Origin of the sequence: Rhizobium sp. BK650, assembly GCF_014195325.1 — a bacterium.
Taxonomy (GTDB): Bacteria; Pseudomonadota; Alphaproteobacteria; order Rhizobiales; family Rhizobiaceae; genus Rhizobium.
Map to the genome: position 1 here is coordinate 351,564 of NZ_JACIBK010000004.1, position 19,243 is coordinate 370,806.

The 19,243-nt window shown below is 60.2% G+C and carries 17 protein-coding genes, 2 tRNA genes, 1 pseudogene and 1 riboswitch; of the genes and pseudogenes, 18 read left to right on the forward strand and 2 right to left on the reverse strand.

The window, feature by feature from the left end:
- Positions 1-118: 118 nt before the first annotated feature.
- The 5 genes from clpP (at position 119) to FHX15_RS13545 (ending at position 6,745) form a co-directional block, all read left to right on the forward strand.
- Complete coding sequence (clpP, locus tag FHX15_RS13525; RefSeq protein ID WP_184397815.1) at positions 119-748, forward strand: ATP-dependent Clp endopeptidase proteolytic subunit ClpP; 630 nt, start codon at positions 119-121, stop codon at positions 746-748.
- A 305-nt stretch (positions 749-1,053) separates the two neighbouring features.
- Complete coding sequence (gene clpX, locus FHX15_RS13530) at positions 1,054-2,331, forward strand: ATP-dependent Clp protease ATP-binding subunit ClpX (RefSeq protein ID WP_183730245.1); 1,278 nt, start codon at positions 1,054-1,056, stop codon at positions 2,329-2,331.
- Between the two features lie 401 nt (positions 2,332-2,732).
- On the forward strand, positions 2,733-5,150 hold the full coding sequence (gene lon / locus FHX15_RS13535; protein WP_184397816.1) for an endopeptidase La: 2,418 nt from the start codon (positions 2,733-2,735) through the stop codon (positions 5,148-5,150).
- A gap of 207 nt (positions 5,151-5,357) precedes the next feature.
- Positions 5,358-5,633, forward strand: a complete 276-nt coding sequence (locus FHX15_RS13540; protein WP_184397817.1) for an HU family DNA-binding protein — start codon at positions 5,358-5,360, stop codon at positions 5,631-5,633.
- 117 nt (positions 5,634-5,750) lie between these two features.
- A riboswitch (FMN riboswitch) is annotated at positions 5,751-5,903 on the forward strand.
- A gap of 92 nt (positions 5,904-5,995) precedes the next feature.
- Entirely contained in the window at positions 5,996-6,745 is a 750-nt protein-coding gene (locus FHX15_RS13545; RefSeq protein ID WP_184397818.1) for a DMT family transporter, read from the forward strand.
- On the opposite strand, the pseudogene FHX15_RS13550 reads toward FHX15_RS13545, so the two are convergent.
- Positions 6,735-7,220: pseudogene (locus tag FHX15_RS13550) on the reverse strand (LysR substrate-binding domain-containing protein); the annotation flags it as partial. The gene FHX15_RS13545 and the pseudogene FHX15_RS13550 sit on opposite strands and share 11 nt — an antisense overlap.
- Positions 7,221-7,295: 75 nt before the next feature.
- Positions 7,296-8,282 carry an aldo/keto reductase gene (locus FHX15_RS13555; protein ID WP_184397819.1) on the reverse strand — a complete coding sequence of 329 codons (987 nt, stop codon included), beginning with the start codon at positions 8,280-8,282 and terminating at the stop codon, positions 7,296-7,298.
- A gap of 149 nt (positions 8,283-8,431) precedes the next feature.
- Here FHX15_RS13555 and FHX15_RS13560 point away from each other — a divergent pair, with 149 nt between their 5' ends.
- From FHX15_RS13560 to nuoH, 13 genes are all read left to right on the forward strand, one after another.
- Positions 8,432-8,833, forward strand: a complete 402-nt coding sequence (locus FHX15_RS13560) for a cupin domain-containing protein (protein ID WP_184397820.1) — start codon at positions 8,432-8,434, stop codon at positions 8,831-8,833.
- A gap of 321 nt (positions 8,834-9,154) precedes the next feature.
- A tRNA-Asp gene (locus FHX15_RS13565) sits at positions 9,155-9,231 on the forward strand.
- 73 nt (positions 9,232-9,304) lie between these two features.
- A tRNA-Asp gene (locus FHX15_RS13570) sits at positions 9,305-9,381 on the forward strand.
- A gap of 247 nt (positions 9,382-9,628) precedes the next feature.
- Positions 9,629-9,994, forward strand: coding sequence for an NADH-quinone oxidoreductase subunit A (locus FHX15_RS13575; protein WP_184397927.1), 366 nt, complete (start codon positions 9,629-9,631; stop codon positions 9,992-9,994).
- Positions 9,985-10,569 (forward strand): NuoB/complex I 20 kDa subunit family protein, encoded by a 585-nt coding sequence (locus tag FHX15_RS13580; protein WP_112566273.1) that lies wholly within the window; start codon positions 9,985-9,987, stop codon positions 10,567-10,569. Before FHX15_RS13575 ends, FHX15_RS13580 begins: the two co-directional genes overlap by 10 nt.
- A gap of 18 nt (positions 10,570-10,587) precedes the next feature.
- On the forward strand, positions 10,588-11,190 hold the full coding sequence (locus FHX15_RS13585; RefSeq protein ID WP_184397821.1) for an NADH-quinone oxidoreductase subunit C: 603 nt from the start codon (positions 10,588-10,590) through the stop codon (positions 11,188-11,190).
- A 66-nt stretch (positions 11,191-11,256) separates the two neighbouring features.
- Positions 11,257-12,447: an NADH-quinone oxidoreductase subunit D gene (locus FHX15_RS13590; protein WP_184397822.1), complete on the forward strand. Its 1,191-nt coding sequence runs from the start codon at positions 11,257-11,259 to the stop codon at positions 12,445-12,447.
- The gene (locus tag FHX15_RS13595) at positions 12,447-12,719 is read left to right on the forward strand and encodes a hypothetical protein (RefSeq protein ID WP_184397823.1); all 273 of its coding nucleotides are present in this window, start codon (positions 12,447-12,449) and stop codon (positions 12,717-12,719) included. Before FHX15_RS13590 ends, FHX15_RS13595 begins: the two co-directional genes overlap by 1 nt.
- Before the next feature lie 16 nt (positions 12,720-12,735).
- Positions 12,736-13,881, forward strand: coding sequence for an NADH-quinone oxidoreductase subunit E (locus FHX15_RS13600; RefSeq protein WP_184397824.1), 1,146 nt, complete (start codon positions 12,736-12,738; stop codon positions 13,879-13,881).
- A gap of 11 nt (positions 13,882-13,892) precedes the next feature.
- Entirely contained in the window at positions 13,893-15,197 is a 1,305-nt protein-coding gene (nuoF, locus tag FHX15_RS13605; RefSeq protein WP_184397825.1) for an NADH-quinone oxidoreductase subunit NuoF, read from the forward strand.
- A 4-nt stretch (positions 15,198-15,201) separates the two neighbouring features.
- Positions 15,202-15,864: a 5' DNA nuclease gene (locus tag FHX15_RS13610; RefSeq protein ID WP_184397826.1), complete on the forward strand. Its 663-nt coding sequence runs from the start codon at positions 15,202-15,204 to the stop codon at positions 15,862-15,864.
- A gap of 221 nt (positions 15,865-16,085) precedes the next feature.
- Positions 16,086-18,167: an NADH-quinone oxidoreductase subunit NuoG gene (gene nuoG, locus FHX15_RS13615; RefSeq protein WP_184397827.1), complete on the forward strand. Its 2,082-nt coding sequence runs from the start codon at positions 16,086-16,088 to the stop codon at positions 18,165-18,167.
- Between the two features lie 12 nt (positions 18,168-18,179).
- Positions 18,180-19,226 (forward strand): NADH-quinone oxidoreductase subunit NuoH, encoded by a 1,047-nt coding sequence (gene nuoH, locus FHX15_RS13620; protein WP_184397828.1) that lies wholly within the window; start codon positions 18,180-18,182, stop codon positions 19,224-19,226.
- Positions 19,227-19,243: the final 17 nt, after the last annotated feature.

Sequence of the window (19,243 nt, forward strand, 5' to 3'; positions counted from 1 at the left end):
CTTCTTAACGTTATCCTCATGCGTGTCTTGAAGAGGGGGGCGGGGACACTCTATGTAGGAGGCAAGGCATTTTTCTTTGATTCCCGGCATTCGCCGGAAAGACGTTAAAAGGACGCACATGAGAAACCCAGTCGATACCGCTATGGCCCTCGTGCCGATGGTTGTGGAACAGACCAATCGCGGTGAACGCTCCTACGACATCTATTCCCGCCTGCTCAAGGAACGCATCATTTTCCTGACCGGCCCCGTCGAGGACCATATGGCGACGCTCGTCTGCGCCCAGCTTCTCTTCCTCGAGGCCGAAAACCCAAAGAAGGAAATCGCGCTCTATATCAATTCGCCGGGAGGCGTCGTCACCGCCGGCATGGCGATCTACGACACGATGCAGTTCATTAAGCCGGCCGTCTCGACCCTATGTATCGGTCAGGCCGCTTCGATGGGCTCGCTGCTTCTCGCTGCTGGTCACAAGGACATGCGTTTCGCTACGCCGAACTCCCGCATCATGGTCCATCAGCCCTCGGGCGGTTTCCAGGGCCAGGCATCGGACATCGAGCGTCACGCCCGTGACATCTTGAAGATGAAGCGCCGCCTCAACGAGGTCTATGTGAAGCACACGGGCCGGACCTATGAGGAAGTGGAAAAAACGCTTGATCGCGACCATTTCATGGATGCGGACGAGGCCCAGTCCTGGGGCGTGATCGACAAGGTTCTGACATCGCGCGTCGAAATCGAAGGCGATCAGGCCTAGTAATAAATAGGGATGGTGTTTTCGCTGCCACAGTTCTATCCCATTTGTGATCGAACAAGGGGTTTCAACTGGCGGCGGAGACGCTAATAGTAACTATTAATGCTATGTTGAATTTTTGTGACATAGCATTCGGCATCCGAAGGGGAATTCGTTGCCGCCGGCACCCGGACATGATTGATTGGGACCGGTTCGTACCCCCTGAAGCCTTTGTCGGCAGAAACTCCGGGTAGGGGGCGCCGTCAGGGAGCTGATTGAGTGGACCGCGATTTCGTGTTCGAAATGCGGCGTGCTGGAAGGAAAGTGATATGAGCAAGGTCAGCGGCAGCAACGGCGGCGACAGTAAGAACACCCTCTATTGTTCTTTCTGCGGAAAGAGCCAGCACGAAGTCCGGAAGCTTATCGCCGGACCGACCGTGTTCATCTGCGATGAATGCGTCGAGCTGTGCATGGACATCATCCGCGAGGAGAACAAGTCATCGATGGTCAAGTCCCGTGATGGCGTTCCCACGCCCCAGGACATTATCAAGGTTCTCGACGAATATGTCATCGGCCAGCGTCAGGCGAAGAAGATCCTGTCGGTTGCCGTTCACAACCATTACAAGCGTCTCGCGCACGCCTCCAAGAATGGCGACGTTGAACTGGCGAAGTCGAACATCATGCTGGTCGGCCCGACGGGTTGCGGCAAGACCTATCTCGCCCAGACGCTTGCCCGCATCATCGACGTTCCCTTCACGATGGCGGATGCCACCACGCTGACGGAAGCCGGCTATGTCGGTGAAGACGTCGAAAATATCATTCTGAAGCTTCTGCAGGCTGCCGATTACAATGTCGAACGCGCCCAGCGCGGTATCGTCTATATCGACGAAGTCGACAAGATCTCCCGCAAGTCCGACAATCCGTCCATCACCCGCGACGTATCGGGCGAAGGCGTGCAGCAGGCGCTTCTGAAGATCATGGAAGGCACGGTTGCTTCGGTACCGCCGCAGGGCGGCCGCAAGCATCCGCAGCAGGAATTCCTGCAGGTCGACACGACGAACATCCTGTTCATCTGCGGCGGCGCTTTCGCAGGTCTCGACAAGATCATCTCCGCCCGCGGCGAGAAGACCTCGATCGGCTTCGGTGCAACCGTCAAGGCTCCGGACGATCGTCGCGTTGGCGAAGTGCTGCGCGAGCTGGAACCGGAAGATCTGGTTAAGTTCGGCCTCATTCCGGAATTCATCGGCCGTCTGCCGGTCCTGGCGACGCTCGAAGACCTCGACGAGGACGCGCTGATCCAGATCCTGTCCGAGCCGAAGAACGCGCTCATCAAGCAGTATCAGCGTCTGTTCGAGATGGAGGACGTCGAGCTGACCTTCCACGAGGATGCGCTGCGCGAAATCGCCCGCAAGGCGATCGTCCGCAAGACCGGTGCTCGTGGTCTGCGCTCGATCATGGAAAAGATCCTGCTCGACACGATGTTCGAACTGCCGGCGCTGGAAGGCGTACGTGAGGTCGTCATCTCCGAAGAGGTCGCCCGCGGTTCGGCTCGCCCGCTGTATATCTATGCCGACCGTCAGGACGAGAAGGCAAACGTTTCGGCGTGAAGCTTGCCTCGATAACCGTTATTTTAAGGGGCTTGCCTTGTGCGGGCCCCTTTCTATTTGAAAACGGGTGCCGGGCGCTGTTAATAGTTGCGGGCAAGGGTGAAAACAGCCTTGGCCGATATTGCGCAAACGATGACCCTTGGCAATGATGCTGTGATTCCGTAGCGTGTTGCTGGCGTTGCTATTTTAGGCCGTTCGGAAATGGTAAGCGTCGCTCCAGATAGGCGCTTCATTGTGTTGGCGTTCCATGTAATAAGCTGTCACAACCGTGGAACGCGGGCGTTAACGTGGCTTGAAAAGCGTAGTCAGAACCTCCACTTGTAACAGCAAGTGAGAGTGCCGGCCGGTCCCAAGCGGCCGCGCCAAAGAGCCCGGTAACGGGACGATGGAAAGGAATAAAAATGACGAAGAAAACGTCTGTAGCGAGCAGCACCGCTTATCCTGTTCTCCCCCTGCGCGACATCGTGGTGTTCCCCCATATGATCGTGCCGCTGTTCGTCGGGCGGGAAAAGTCGATTCGCGCGCTCGAAGAGGTCATGGGGTCCGACAAGCAGATCATGCTGGTTACCCAGATCAACGCCAGCGACGACGACCCGGACCCGTCTGCGATCCACCGCGTTGGTACGGTCGCAAACGTGCTGCAGCTCCTGAAGCTGCCTGACGGCACCGTCAAGGTTCTGGTCGAAGGCCGCGCCCGCGCCGAGATCGATACCTATACGAGCCGTGAAGATTTCTACGAGGCCCTTGGCCATGTTCTCGAAGAGCCGCACGACGATCCGGTAGAGCTGGAAGCTCTGTCGCGTTCGGTCGTCTCTGAATTCGAAAGCTATGTAAAGCTCAACAAAAAGATCTCGCCCGAGGTTGTTGGTGCTGCCAGCCAGATCGACGATTATTCCAAGCTTGCCGATACGGTCGCCTCGCACCTGTCGATCAAGATCACCGAGAAGCAGGAGATGCTGGAAACCACCAGCGTCAAGGCTCGCCTCGAAAAGGCGCTCGGCTTCATGGAAGGTGAAATCTCGGTCCTGCAGGTCGAAAAGCGCATCCGCTCGCGCGTCAAGCGCCAGATGGAGAAGACCCAGCGCGAATACTACCTGAATGAGCAGATGAAGGCGATCCAGAAGGAGCTCGGCGACGGCGAGGAAGGCCGCGATGAGATGAGCGAGCTGGAAGAGCGCATCGCCAAGACGAAGCTCTCCAAGGAGGCCCGTGAAAAGGCTGATGCTGAGCTGAAGAAGCTGCGCCAGATGAGCCCGATGTCGGCGGAAGCCACAGTCGTGCGCAACTATCTGGATTGGCTGCTCGGTATCCCCTGGGGCAAGAAGTCGAAGATCAAGGCCGATCTCAACAACGCCGAAAAGATCCTCGAAGCCGATCACTTCGGTCTCGACAAGGTCAAGGAGCGCATCGTCGAGTATCTGGCGGTCCAGGCTCGCGCCACCAAGATCAAGGGTCCGATCCTGTGCCTCGTCGGCCCTCCGGGCGTCGGCAAGACCTCGCTTGCCCAGTCTATCGCCAAGGCGACCGGCCGTGAGTATGTCCGGATGGCTCTCGGCGGCGTTCGTGACGAAGCGGAAATCCGCGGTCATCGCCGCACCTATATCGGCTCGATGCCCGGCAAGGTCATCCAGTCGATGAAGAAGGCGAAGAAGTCCAACCCGCTGTTCCTTCTCGACGAAATCGACAAGCTCGGCCAGGACTATCGCGGCGACCCGTCTTCGGCTCTGCTGGAAGTGCTCGACCCGGCTCAGAACTCGACCTTCATGGATCACTACCTGGAAGTCGAATACGATCTGTCGGACGTGATGTTCATCACCACGGCGAACACGCTGAATATCCCGGCTCCACTGATGGACCGCATGGAAATCATCCGTATCGCCGGCTACACCGAAGATGAGAAGCGCGAAATCGCCAAGCGGCACCTGCTGCCGAAGGCCATCAAGGAGCATGCGCTGCAGCCGAACGAATTCTCGGTCAGCGATGATGCCCTGATGGCGATCAGCCAGCAGTACACTCGCGAAGCCGGTGTTCGTAACTTCGAACGCGAACTGATGAAGCTCGCCCGCAAGGCGGTTACCGAGATCATCAAGGGCAAGGTGAAGTCGGTTCATGTCACGGCCCAGAACATCGATGACTACCTGGGCGTTCCGCGCTTCCGCCACGGCGAAGCCGAGCGTGAGGATCAGGTCGGCGTCGTTACGGGCCTTGCCTGGACGGAAGTCGGCGGCGAGCTGCTGACGATCGAAGGCGTCATGATGCCCGGCAAGGGCCGCATGACCGTCACGGGTAACCTGAAGGAAGTAATGAAGGAATCGATTTCGGCGGCGGCCTCCTACGTCCGCTCGCGTGCCGTCGATTTCGGCATCGAGCCGCCGCGCTTCGACAAGAGCGATATCCATGTGCATGTGCCGGAAGGCGCAACGCCGAAGGATGGTCCCTCGGCCGGTGTCGCCATGGCAACCGCGATCGTGTCGATCATGACCGGCATTCCGGTCAACAAGGATGTGGCGATGACGGGTGAGATCACCCTGCGCGGCCGGGTCCTGCCGATCGGCGGCCTGAAGGAAAAGCTGCTTGCCGCACTGCGCGGCGGCATCAAGAAGGTGCTGATTCCGGAAGAGAACGCCAAGGATCTGGCCGAGATTCCGGACAATGTGAAGAACAGCATGGAGATCATTCCGGTCTCCCGTATGGGCGAAGTGATCAAGCACGCGCTGGTCCGTCGTCCCGAGCCGATCGAGTGGGATGGCACGGTTGAAACACCTGTTATCGCGACGGTCGAAGGGCTCGACGATGCAGGAGCAGCCATAGCTCATTGAGCTTCGGGTGCCGTATTTATGCCCAATTGTGGCAAATCATGCAAAAGGCCGGCGGAAACGCCGGCCTTTTTTGTGAAAACCTCATGTAGACGCTTGCTTTTCCTTGATTTGCAGGGTTTTTGAGTTCCCGGCGGGCCTGATGAAAGCGATTTCTGCGCCTAGCTTACAGATTGAGTTGTTTCAAACCATTTAGAAAGGGGTGGAAACATGAACAAGAATGAACTCGTGTCCGCAGTAGCCGAAAAGGCTGGACTGACGAAGTCTGATGCAGCATCTGCCGTCGACGCAGTTTTCGACGTTGTGCAGGCTGAACTGAAGGGCAAGGGCGACGTTCGCCTCGCCGGCTTCGGCAGCTTCACGGTTTCTCATCGCGCTGCCACGAAGGGTCGCAACCCGTCGACCGGCGCCGAAGTCGACATCCCGGCACGCAACGTGCCGAAGTTCACGCCCGGCAAGGGCCTGAAGGACGCCGTCAACGGCTGATACGAGATATCCGCCGGCCGTAAACGAGAACGACCGCGCAGGATTTTGAGGGTTCGGCGTCGCCGAACCCTTTTTCTTTTCGACGCTTGCCCCATGCCGCGCTTTGTCTTACGACGATGATGTTCTCAGGGCGGGGTGAAAGTCCCCACCGGCGGTAAGGGCTACGGCCTGAGCCCGCGAGCGCCTTCTCGAGGCTCGTCCGAGGAAGGGTCAGCAGATTCGGTGCGATTCCGGAGCCGACGGTTAAAGTCCGGATGGAAGAGAATGAGCATGGCCGCGCGCGGGCAGGGGACTGCCAGCGTTTGTGCGTCATTCCCTCATGCGTCCTGATTTATGCTTGGTCCTTATTCTGGATGGAAGACATGAATCAGAATTCCCTTGCAATACCACGTTCCCGCGCCTTTGCCGGCGCAGCCTTCATGGTCCTTGGAGGCGTCGCCTTCTCGCTCATCAATGTCGTGACCCAATGGCTGACCATGACGCTCGCCGTTCCGGCTGCGTCTGTCGCCTTCTGGCAATATGGTTTGGCCTTCCTCTTCTCCTTGCCCTTTCTGCGTAAAGCCGGTCTTAAGGCCATGCGCACGGACTATCCCTGGCGCCATGTCGTGCGCGTCGTCTTTGCAGCGCTCGGCGTCCAGGCATGGGTCTCTGGTCTCGCCTCGGTGCCGATCTGGCAGGCGATCGCGCTTGTCATGACATCACCTTTTTTCATCATTCTCGGTGCGCGCCTGTTCCTCGGTGAGCGTGTCGGACCTGCTCGCTGGATGACGACAAGTGTCGGCTTTATCGGCGCGATGATCATCCTCCAGCCGTGGTCGGACAGCTTTACCTGGGCGGCACTCCTGCCTGTCTTCTCCGCGCTGCTCTGGGGCGCATCGTCTCTCATGGCGCAGTATCTGTTGACCCTTGCCTATGCCAGTGCAGATGCAGCCTATGTCCAGCCGTTCGACGACCTGAAGCTGCCGCTGAACGTGCTGGCAGGCTGGCTTTTCTTTGGCTATGCGCGGGCCGGTTATCTGTGGCTAGGTGCCGCGCTCATCCTTGCCGCATCGCTCTTCATCATGCGGATCGAGATGCGTCGCGAGAGACAAGTCGGCAGACTTAGGTTATGAATTTGGGAAGGGTGGCCGCCAGCGCGTCGACGGCAAGCCGGATCCTGAGCGGCAAATGCGGTGTCTGCAGCCACAGCGCGTGGCAGTCGTAGAGAAATTCCGGCTGCCCCGGCAGCAACAGTTCGAGCGTTCCGGCCTGCACGCGTTCGCGGATGAGCCAATAAGGCAGCCAGGCGAGCCCCATGCCGGCCGTTGCCGCATCTGCAATCGCATCGAGATCATCGAGACGTAATCGGCCGTTTGGTCGAACTTCCACCGGAGGCTGGTCGCCATGTGGGAAGAGCCATGGGCTGAAGCGGGCGGAGCGCGCGTAAATGATCGCATTGTGCCGGCCGATATCCTCGATCTGCTGCGGTCTGTCATGCGCGTCGAGATAGCTTGGTGAGGCGCAGACGACCATGCGCTGGCGCGCAATGCGTCGCGCGATAATGCCTGACCTGTCTGCCAGTTCGCCGGTCCGAATCGCGAGATCGTAACATGCGGTCCTACTGGGGATCATGTCTCAAGCCCGGCCAGCAACTTGCAGGCCGGGCTTGATGGTCTGCGGAGCCTACCAGCGCTGATGTACATGCGGAGCGATCAGCCGCCCGTAAATCTCCCGCGTCGCTGCCATGACATCAGCCGACAGCGGCGCCAGATCGGCGGCAGCAGCGTTCGCCTTGGCCTGCTCGGCATTGCGCGCGCCGGGAATGACGACGGTGACCGCATCGGCCATCAGAATCCAGCGCAGCGCAAAGGCGGCCATGCTGGCACCGGCCGGAACGAGCTTGCGCACTTCCTCGACTGCCTGCAGGCCGACTTCGAAGGGCACGCCTGCGAAGGTTTCGCCAACATCGAAGGCTTCGCCATTGCGATTGAAGTTGCGGTGGTCGTCGCTCGCGAACTTCGTGTCGCGGGTGATCTTGCCGGAGAGCAGCCCGCTGGCAAGCGGCACGCGCGCGATGATTGCCACATTCTTGCGGCGGGCCGCGCTGAAGAACAGATGATCGGGGCGCTGACGAAAGATGTTGTAGATGATCTGGATGCTGGCGACGCCGGGATATTCGATTGCCTTCAGCCCCTCTTCGATCTTCTCGACACTGACGCCGTAGCCCTTGATTTTGCCAGCCTTCTGCAGCTCGTCGAGACCTGCGAAGACCTCGGGGCGGTAGAGCACCTCCGTCGGAGGGCAGTGAAGCTGCACGAGATCGAGACTGTCCACCTGCAGGTTTTTCAGGCTCCGGTCGATGAAGCCTTCCAGGTTGGCCTTGTTGTAGCCGTCGGCGACATGCGGGTTGAGTCGGCGGCCGGCTTTCGTCGCGACCATCGGGCGCCGGCCACCGCGAGCCTTCAGCACGTCGGCAATGATCTTTTCCGAGCGGCCATCGCCATAGACGTCGGCGGTATCGATGAAAGTCATGCCGGCGTCGAGTGCTGCATTCAGCGCTGCGCGGCCGTCCGCGTCGCTGACATCGCCCCAGGAGCCGCCGATCTGCCAGGCGCCGAAGCCGACATCGGTGACGGTGAAGGGCAGGCGGCCGAAAGCATGATGTCTCATGGAAAATCCTCCGTTCGTGATGAAAGGCCTTCGCAGTAGCAGGCGTGAACTGGAGCGGCAATCGCCGATGCCGCTTGGATCGCCTGCCGCGATCAAATATTCTTGTCCGGGACGGCTTCAACCGCAGACGATGGAGGAACAGGAAAATCATGGATATCAAGACCGCAGGCTCGCGCCCCTCCACGAAAGGCCAGGCCGATTATTTCACCGGCGCCGTTCACCTGGATCCACTTGTCGAGGCGCCGGGACCGGCGCGCGTGCGGGCCGCTCAGGTGACTTTCGAACCCGGCGCGCGGACCGCCTGGCATACGCATCCCCTTGGGCAGACGCTGATCGTTACCTCAGGCAAAGGTCTTGCTCAGACATGGGGCGGGGAAATCAGGGAAATTCGCACAGGTGATGTCGTCTGGTTCTCACCGGGCGAGAAGCACTGGCACGGTGCAAGTCCCGAAGCCGCGATGAGCCATATCGCCATCCAGGAAGCGCTGAATGGCAGTGTCGCGGATTGGCTTGAGCAGGTTAGTGAGGAGCAGTATGCCGGCAAGGCCTGAGCTTGCGGCTAGAAGCTTCGGCTTCTGAGAAGCGTGTATGCGATTCGAGCTCCTGCTATGAGGCTCCGCGGAGAGGAGCTTCTCAGGCATCCGTCGCTCTGCTTGTGGAAAACCTGACGCAACGGATCGCAGCGCCGCACACAAAGCAGAGTCGCTGATCTGCCGGAGGATTGGGAGGGTCTTCTGAAACAATTTCAGGACTGTCATGGTTTTGTCTCCAAACCTGCTTGACACTAAAAGGCGAACCCCTTAGTTAGCCGCTCATCCAAACGGCCAGCCCGTTCGGAGAGGGTGCTCAGGCACCGGATTGTTTGAAAGAATGCGGGTGTAGCTCAGTCGGTTAGAGTGCCGGCCTGTCACGCCGGAGGTCGCGGGTTCGAGCCCCGTCACTCGCGCCATTTCAAAGTAGGCGGCAAAACGTCGCTGTCAATCCGGTTTGGTGGTATCCTCATGGTCCGAAAGGTCCGATGCGCGGGTGTAGCTCAGTCGGTTAGAGTGCCGGCCTGTCACGCCGGAGGTCGCGGGTTCGAGCCCCGTCACTCGCGCCATTTATTTCCAAAAAGCCATGCAGTTTCTGAGGGTCAGCCATGCGGCTTTCCGCGGCATTTGCGGAATTGTCGCGACATCGTTGCATCTGCTTGATAATGTCCGTCTGACACAGTTCGAATAGCTCTGTAAAAGTCTTGCGCCCGGGCTCCGGCTGCGCTAACCACGGCTTGTTGCAACGCACGTTCGCTTGCCGGGCATTTGCCCAGGAGCGCCGCCTGGCGCCGCCCGCAAGCAGGGATGAACATGATGACTGAACTGCTCAGTTCCTATATTCCGATCGCTATTTTCATCGGCATCGCGCTCGTCATCGGCCTGGCGCTTCTCATTGCGCCGTTTGCCGTTGCCTTCAAGGCGCCCGATTCGGAAAAGCTTTCGGCTTACGAATGCGGCTTCAACGCATTCGACGACGCCCGCATGAAGTTCGACATCCGCTACTACCTCGTGTCGATTCTCTTCATCATCTTCGATCTGGAAGTCGCCTTCCTCTTCCCCTGGGCCGTTTCCTTCGGTGCTATCGGCTGGTTCGGCTTCTGGTCCATGATGGTTTTCCTCTTCGTGCTGACCATCGGCTTTATCTATGAATGGAAGAAGGGAGCCCTGGAATGGGAGTAGTCCCCGCTGGCAACCAGACGCTCGTAGCGCCGCAGCCGAAAGGGATCATCGATCCTTCGACCGGCAAACCGATCGGCAGCAACGACGCGTTCTTCGGCGAGATCAACAACGAGCTCGCCGACAAGGGTTTTCTCGTCACCTCGACCGATGAACTCATCAATTGGGCCCGTACCGGCTCGCTGATGTGGATGACCTTCGGTCTTGCCTGCTGCGCCGTCGAAATGATGCAGCTTTCCATGCCGCGTTACGACGTCGAGCGTTTTGGCTTTGCGCCGCGCGCTTCGCCGCGCCAGTCGGACGTCATGATCGTCGCCGGCACGCTGACCAACAAGATGGCGCCTGCGCTCCGTAAGGTCTACGACCAGATGCCGGAGCCGCGCTACGTCATCTCGATGGGCTCCTGCGCCAACGGCGGCGGCTACTATCACTATTCCTATTCGGTCGTTCGTGGCTGCGACCGCGTCGTGCCGATCGACATCTACGTGCCGGGCTGTCCCCCCACGGCAGAGGCGCTGCTTTATGGCGTGCTTTTGCTGCAGAAGAAGATCCGCCGCACCGGCACGATCGAACGCTAAGGGCAAGGACAGAAAATTATGAGCGAAGCCCTCACTGAGCTTTCGTCCTACGTTTCGGAAGCGCGCGGCAATTTGATTGCCGCCTCGCAGCTCAAATATGGCGAGCTGACGCTGACGACGACCGGCGACAATCTGATTCCGCTGCTGACCTTCCTGCGTGACGACGCCAAGTGCGGCTTCGTCAACCTGACGGATATTTGCGGCGTCGACTGGCCGCAGCGCGAATTGCGCTTCGATGTCGTCTATCACCTCCTGTCGCCGAAGAAGAACCTGCGCATCCGCGTGAAGGTGGCGACCGACGAGGATACGCCGGTTCCGTCCGCTTGTGCCGTCTATCCGGGCGCCGACTGGTTCGAGCGCGAGACCTGGGACATGTATGGCGTGCTCTTCACCGGCCATCCGGACCTGCGCCGCATCCTCACCGACTACGGTTTCGAAGGTCACCCGCTGCGCAAGGATTTTCCGACGACCGGTTTCGTCGAGGTTCGTTACGACGATGCTGCAAAGCGCGTCGTTTACGAACCCGTCGAGCTGAAGCAGGAATTCCGCAATTTCGATTTCTTGTCCCCCTGGGAAGGCACGGAATACGTGCTGCCGGGCGACGAAAAGGCGAAGCAGTAAGTTTGAGGCGTGTGGCGGGCTTTCGTCCGCCGTTCACTGACTACCCGAAAAAGCGAGCCCATCGCCATGACCGAACATAACGTCCGTAACTTCAACATCAATTTCGGGCCGCAGCATCCTGCAGCGCACGGCGTTCTGCGTCTTGTGCTGGAGCTTGATGGCGAAATCGTGGAGCGCGTCGATCCGCATATCGGCCTGTTGCACCGCGGTACTGAAAAGCTGATCGAAACCAAAACCTACCTGCAGGCCGTTCCCTATTTCGATCGCCTCGATTACGTGGCGCCGATGAACCAGGAGCATGCCTATGCGCTGGCCGTTGAAAAGCTGCTTGACATCGAGATCCCGATCCGCGGCCAGCTCATCCGCGTTCTCTATTCGGAAATCGGCCGCATCCTGTCGCATCTGCTGAACGTCACCACGCAGGCCATGGACGTCGGTGCGCTGACGCCGCCGCTCTGGGGCTTCGAAGAGCGCGAAAAGCTGATGGTGTTCTATGAGCGCGCCAGTGGCTCCCGCATGCATGCCGCTTACTTCCGTCCGGGCGGCGTTCACCAGGACCTGCCGGAACAGCTCGTGCAGGATATCGGCAAGTGGTGCGACGAATTCCCGGGCAAGCTCGACGATATCGACGACCTTCTCACCGGCAACCGCATCTTCAAACAGCGCAACGTCGATATCGGCGTCGTCTCGCTGGAGGATTGCTGGGCCTGGGGCTTCTCGGGCGTCATGGTGCGCGGTTCGGGCGCTGCCTGGGATTTGCGTCGTGCGCAGCCCTACGAATGCTATTCGGATCTCGAATTTGACATTCCGGTCGGCAAGAACGGCGACAACTACGATCGTTACCTGATCCGCATGATCGAGATGCGCGAGTCGGTGAAGATCATGAAGCAGTGCGTGAACCGCCTGCTCAGCGATGCGAAGACTGGTCCGTTCTCTTCGATCGACGGTAAGGTCGTTCCGCCGAAGCGTGGCGAGATGAAGCGCTCGATGGAAGCCTTGATCCATCACTTCAAGCTCTACACAGAAGGCTATCACGTTCCGGCGGGTGAAGTTTATGCTGCCGTCGAGGCGCCGAAGGGCGAATTCGGCGTCTATCTCGTCTCCGACGGCACCAACAAGCCTTACCGCTGCAAGATCCGCGCGCCGGGTTATGCGCATCTGCAGGCGATGGACTTCATGTGCCGGGGCCACCAGCTGGCCGACGTCGCGGCGGTTCTGGGCTCGCTCGACATCGTGTTCGGTGAGGTGGACCGCTAATGCAGGCTCTGCCGCTCGCAGCTGCATTTCTTCTTTCGGCCTCCGTTGCCTTTGCGCAGGATGCCGGAAAGCTCGGCACGCCGCTGGGCCATGAAGAGGCGCAGTCGCCGGCAGAGCAGTCGTCCATGGGCGAGCTTTTGTCCAAGGGCTATCAAATCAAGGCCGCCGTGCCGAATGGCGGCAAGTTCGTAGTGTTTATGCAAAAAGACCAGTCGGCCTATGCCTGTGAAATGCAGTCTTTGACTGCTTCGCGGTGTGGAACGCTAAACTGACAAGGCGTGAGGAAGAATGTCCGTTCGTCGATTAGCCGAAGATCAATTCCAGCCGGCCGCATTCGCTTTCAGCGATGAAAACGCGGTCTGGGCGGAAAAGACGATTCAGAAATATCCCGCAGGCCGTCAGCAGTCCGCGGTCATTCCGCTGTTGATGCGTGCCCAGGAGCAGGATGGTTGGGTCACCCGCGCAGCGATCGAAAAGATCGCCGACATGCTGGACATGGCCTATATCCGCGTTCTCGAAGTCGCGACCTTCTACACTCAATTTCAGCTCCATCCGGTCGGCACCCGCGCTCATGTGCAGGTCTGCGGCACGACGCCTTGCATGCTGCGCGGCTCGGAAAAGCTGATGGGCGTCTGCCGCAGCAAGATCCATCAGCACCCGTTCGAGCGCAATGCGGAAGGCACGCTCTCTTGGGAAGAGGTCGAATGTCTCGGGGCCTGCGTCAACGCACCGATGGTGATGATCGGCAAGGATACCTATGAGGACCTGACGCCGGAACGCCTGGAAGAAATCATCGATGCGTTTGCAGCCGGCAACGGCGCGGGCGTCAAGGTCGGTCCGCAGATAGACCGTCACCTGTCCTCGCCCGAAGGTGGCCCGACGACGCTTCTCGATGACGTTGCCGTTACCCGCACCTGGGTTGACAAGGCCCCAACGACCGCACCGGCAGACGGCGCGCCGGTCCCGCCCTCCGAGGCTGCTCGTCCGAAGAGCACCGATGCCGAAACCAACGCGTCGCTGAAGACGCCGGCAACGTCTCCCAAGGCGTCGGCCAAGAACGCAAAGGCCGCCGAAGTTCAGCCGCTGTCGGGCACTGCCGCTTCCGAGCCGGCTCCGAAGGCTGCCGCCGGGGCCGCTGTAAAGCCATCGCTGACTGATAAGAATCGCCCGGCCGGTATCGAAAGGCCCGCTGCTCCCGATGATCTCAAGATGATCTCCGGCGTCGGTCCGAAGATCGAGGCGACGCTGCATGAAATCGGCATCTTCACCTTCGCGCAGATCGCGGGCTGGAAGAAGGCCGAACGCGAATGGGTCGATAATTTCTTGAATTTCCGCGGCCGCATCGAGCGCGACGACTGGGTCAAGCAGGCCAAGGCGCTCGCCAAGGGCGGCGAAGCGGAATATATCAAGGTCTTCGGCAAGAAGCCGCGGTAAGAGGGTGAGACATGCTGCAAGATAAAGACCGCATCTTTACCAATATCTACGGCCTCAAGGACAAGTCCCTGAAGGGCGCGATGAGCCGCGGCCACTGGGACGGCACCAAGCTGATTCTGGAAAAGGGCCGCGACTGGATCATCGAAGAAATGAAGGCTTCCGGCCTTCGTGGCCGCGGCGGCGCAGGCTTCCCGACGGGCCTCAAGTGGTCCTTCATGCCTAAGCAGAGCGATGGCCGCCCGCATTACCTCGTCGTCAATGCCGACGAATCGGAGCCCGGCACCTGCAAGGACCGCGACATCATGCGCAACGATCCGCATACGCTGATCGAAGGCTGCGTGGTTGCAAGCTTCGCCATGGGCGCCAATGCTGCCTACATCTACGTGCGCGGCGAATATATCCGCGAGCGCGAAGCCCTGCAGGCCGCAATCGACGAATGCTATGACGCGGGTCTTCTCGGCAAGAACAACAAACTCGGCTGGGACATGGATATCTTCGTCCATCACGGCGCCGGCGCTTACATCTGCGGTGAAGAAACCGCGCTGCTCGAAAGCCTCGAAGGCAAGAAGGGCCAGCCGCGCCTGAAGCCGCCGTTCCCGGCCAATATGGGTCTCTACGGCTGCCCGACGACGGTCAACAACGTTGAATCGATCGCCGTTGCCCCGACCATCCTGCGCCGTGGCGCCGGCTGGTTCTCGTCCTTCGGACGTCCGAACAATGTCGGCACCAAACTCTTCATGCTGTCGGGCCACGTCAACCGTCCGTGCACGGTGGAAGAAACAATGGGCATCACCTTCCGCGAGCTGGTCGACAAGCACGCCGGCGGCATCCGTGGCGGCTGGGACAACCTGCTTGCCGTCATTCCGGGCGGCGCATCCTGCCCGATCGTTCCGGCCAAGGACATTATGGATTGCCCGATGGATTTCGACGGCCTGCGCGCTGTCGGTTCTTCCTTCGGCACGGCCGCTTCGATCGTCATGGACAAGTCCACCGACGTCATCAAGGCGATTGCCCGTATCTCCGCCTTCTTCAAGCATGAGAGCTGCGGCCAGTGCACGCCGTGCCGCGAAGGCACGGGTTGGATGTGGCGCGTGATGGAGCGTATGGCGCGCGGCAACGCGCAGAAGCGCGAAATCGACATGCTGTTCCAGGTCACCAAGCAGATCGAAGGCCACACCATCTGTGCTCTCGGCGACGCCGCCGCATGGCCGGTCCAGGGTCTGATCCGTAACTTCCGCCCGGAAATTGAGGCCCGCATCGACCAGTACACAGCCAATGCCCTCGATCACGGCGCGGTTCTGGAGGCGGCGGAGTAAGCGCATGACGACCAGCACACCCGAGAGCAAGGTGAGGGAAGGGGCAGCCGATTTCGCGGCTGATTTCGGCCGCCTTGCTGCCGGCATGCTGGAAAATACGCGGGCCATGCCCATTCATCCGCTGATGGCCCATCCGGCTGCAGCATTTGCCGCGGCGACCGCGATCGGATTCGGCCTCTCCACTCAGATGGCCGGCGCCTTCTTCGGCGCGCTGCAGGGCGCGCTCGAAACGGCGAACATGGCAGCTGCAGCACTCGACGAAACGCCGCCGGAGGAAGAGACGCCGGAGCTGGATATCCATCCGGACAACATCCGGCAGCCAGTGGAGAAGGCGAAGCCGGTTCGCAGGGCGGCAAAACCGAAGCTGACGGTCGTTTCCACCAAGCCTCCGGCCGAGAAGAGCACCAAGCCTGCGGCTGCTGCCAAAGCCAGGCCGGCAGCAAGGTCCAGGAAGGCTGACGATCTCAAGCTGATCGCCGGCATTGGTCCGAAGTTGGAGCAGGTGCTGAACGGAAAGGGCATCCGTACCTTCGCCGATATCGCGGCGTGGAGCGATCAGGACGTTGCGAGACTGGATGCCGAGCTTGGTGTCGATGGCCGTATCCTTCGCGATGACTGGGTTGGCCAGGCCAAGGTGCTGGCGATGCGGGGCCGCAGGAAGAAATAATGTCCGGCCGCATATGATGGCCGGAGGGTGGCGGATCGATCGGTGGGGCAGGGGCTCCTGGTTGCAAGCCGCTGGCCGGTTCCGGGTCTCGGAACCGGCGAAGGAAAATTTGGGCAATACCAGCGCCAGGACGGATGAAATGACCGTCTTGGCAATACGGATGTTGCAAAAAGAGGTTTGTTTGCCGGTACCCGGCGAATGGGAAACAGGACTGACTGACGATGGCTAAACTGAAGATTGACGGCAACGAGATCGAAGTTCCGGATCATTTCACGCTGTTGCAGGCGTGCGAAGAGGCCGGTGCTGAAGTTCCGCGCTTCTGCTTCCATGAGCGCCTTTCGGTTGCCGGCAATTGCCGCATGTGCCTCGTCGAGGTCAAGGGCGGTCCGCCGAAGCCGCAGGCTTCCTGCGCCATGGGCGTGCGCGATATCCGCGGCGGCCCGAACGGCGAGTTGCCGGAAGTCTTCACCAATACGCCGATGGTCAAGAAGGCCCGCGAAGGCGTGATGGAATTCCTGCTGATCAACCATCCGCTCGATTGCCCGATCTGCGACCAGGGCGGCGAATGCGACCTGCAGGACCAGGCGATGGCCTTCGGCATCGACACCTCGCGTTATCAGGAAGATAAGCGCGCCGTCGAAGACAAGTATATCGGCCCGCTCGTTAAGACGGTCATGAACCGCTGCATTCACTGCACGCGTTGCGTTCGCTTCACGACTGAGGTTGCCGGCATCTCAGAGCTCGGCCTGATCGGCCGCGGCGAAGACGCGGAGATCACCACCTATCTCGAGCAGGCCATGACCTCCGAGCTGCAGGGCAACGTCGTTGACCTCTGCCCGGTTGGTGCTCTGACCTCTAAGCCCTTCGCCTTCACGGCTCGTCCGTGGGAACTGAACAAGACCGAATCGATCGACGTTATGGACGCTGTCGGCTCCGCGATCCGCGTCGATACGCGTGGCCGCGAAGTCATGCGCATTCTGCCGCGTGTCAATGAGGCTGTGAACGAAGAGTGGATTTCCGACAAGACCCGCCACGTCTGGGACGGCCTGAAGACGCAGCGCCTCGACCGGCCTTACGTGCGCAAGGACGGCCGCCTGCAGCCTGCGACCTGGAGCGAAGCCTTCGGCGCGATCAAGGCTGCCGTTTCGGCCACGTCCGGCGACAAGATCGGCGCGATCGCCGGTGACCTCGCTTCGGTCGAAGAAATGTATGCCCTCTCCGAACTGGTGAAGTCGTTGGGTTCCGAGAATCTCGACTGTCGCCAGGATGGGGCGGCACTCGATCCGTCGCTCGGCCGTGCAAGCTATCTCTTCAACCCAACTATCGCCGGCATCGAACAGGCCGACGCGCTGCTCATCATCGGCGCGAACCCGCGCTTCGAAGCAGCAATCCTCAACGCCCGCATCCGCAAGCGTTACCGCCGCGGCGGCTTCCCGATCGGCGTGATCGGGGAGGGCGGCGAGATGCGCTACAAGTATGATTACCTCGGCGCTGGCCCGGATACGCTGAAGGACATTCTCGATGGCGGCCACGCCTTCGCCGAAGTCCTCTCCAAGGCTTCCAAGCCGATGATCATCATCGGCCAGGGCGCTCTGACCCGGACCGATGGCGCAGGCGTTCTCGCAACGGCTGCCAAGCTTGCCGTCAATGTCGGCGCGATCGCCGAAGGCTGGAACGGTTTCGCCGTGCTGCACACTGCAGCGTCCCGCGTCGGCGGTCTCGATCTCGGTTTCGTCCCCGGCGCCAAAGGCGTCAACGCTGCTGAAATGCTGAAGGCGATGGACGTGCTCTTGCTGCTCGGCGCCGATGAGCTTAATTTCTCGGCTAAGGCCGCGAAGTTTACGGTTTATATTGGCTCGCATGGCGACAATGGCGCCCATGGTGCCGATGTCATCCTGCCGGCCGCTGCCTACACCGAAAAATCCGGCACCTGGGTCAATACCGAAGGCCGCGTCCAGATGGGCAACCGCGCCGGTTTCGCACCGGGCGACGCCCGCGAGGACTGGGCGATCATCCGTGCCCTTTCCGACGTGCTCGGCAAGAGGCTTCCCTTTGATTCGCTCGGCGAGTTGCGCGCCAAGCTCTATGCAGCATTCCCGCATTTTGCGGCCATCGACGAGATCGCCGAAGGTGACAGCGCCCAAATTGCCGCACTGGCGAAAAAAGCCGGTAAGATGAACAAATCCGGGTTTGCGTCGCCGGTCGAAGACTTCTATTTGACGAACCCGATAGCGCGTGCCTCGGCTGTCATGGCCGAGTGCTCGGCATTGGCCCGCAACAATTTCAAAGTCGCGGCAGAGTAAGGGCAGGAACTCATGGATTCTTTCTTCTCGACCTATGTCTGGCCGGCGATCATCATGATCGGTCAGTCCCTGCTGCTGCTTGTTTGCCTGCTGGTCTTCATCGCCTACGTTCTTCTTGCCGACCGCAAGATCTGGGCTGCCGTCCAGCTGCGCCGCGGTCCGAACGTCGTCGGTCCCTTCGGTCTGTTCCAGTCCTTCGCCGACCTTCTGAAGTTCGTGTTCAAGGAGCCGGTCATTCCGGCCGGCGCCAACAAGGCGATCTTCCTGCTCGCTCCGCTTGTGACCGTGCTCCTGGCGCTGTCGACCTGGGCGGTCGTGCCGCTCGCCGACGGATGGGTGATTGCCAATATCAATGTCGGCATTCTCTATATCTTCGCGATCTCTTCGCTCGAGGTTTACGGCATCATCATGGGCGGCTGGGCTTCGAACTCGAAGTATCCGTTCCTTGGCGCGCTGCGCTCCGCCGCACAGATGGTGTCCTACGAAGTCTCGATCGGCTTCGTCATCGTCACCGTTCTTCTCTGCGTCGGTTCGCTGAACCTGACTGACATCGTCAATGCCCAGCGCACGGGCCTCGGCACGATGATCGGCCTGCCGAACTCGTTCCTCGATTGGCACTGGCTGGCGCTGTTCCCGATGTTCATCGTCTTCTTCATCTCGGCGCTCGCCGAGACGAACCGCCCGCCATTCGACCTCCCGGAAGCAGAATCCGAACTCGTCGCTGGCTTCATGGTGGAATACGGCTCGGCTCCGTACATGATGTTCATGCTCGGCGAATATGCGGCCGTCGTGCTGATGTGCTCGCTGACGACGATCCTCTTCCTCGGTGGCTGGCTGCCTCCGGTCGATTTCTGGCTCATCAACTGGGTGCCCGGCATCATCTGGTTCATGCTGAAGGCGTGCCTGGTGTTCTTCATGTTCGCCATGGTCAAGGCTTTCGTGCCCCGTTACCGCTACGACCAACTCATGCGTCTCGGCTGGAAGGTCTTCCTTCCTCTGTCGCTCGCCATGGTCGTCATCGTTGCATTCGTGCTGAAACTGACGGGATGGGCAGGCTGATGTCTAACCTCGTTTCC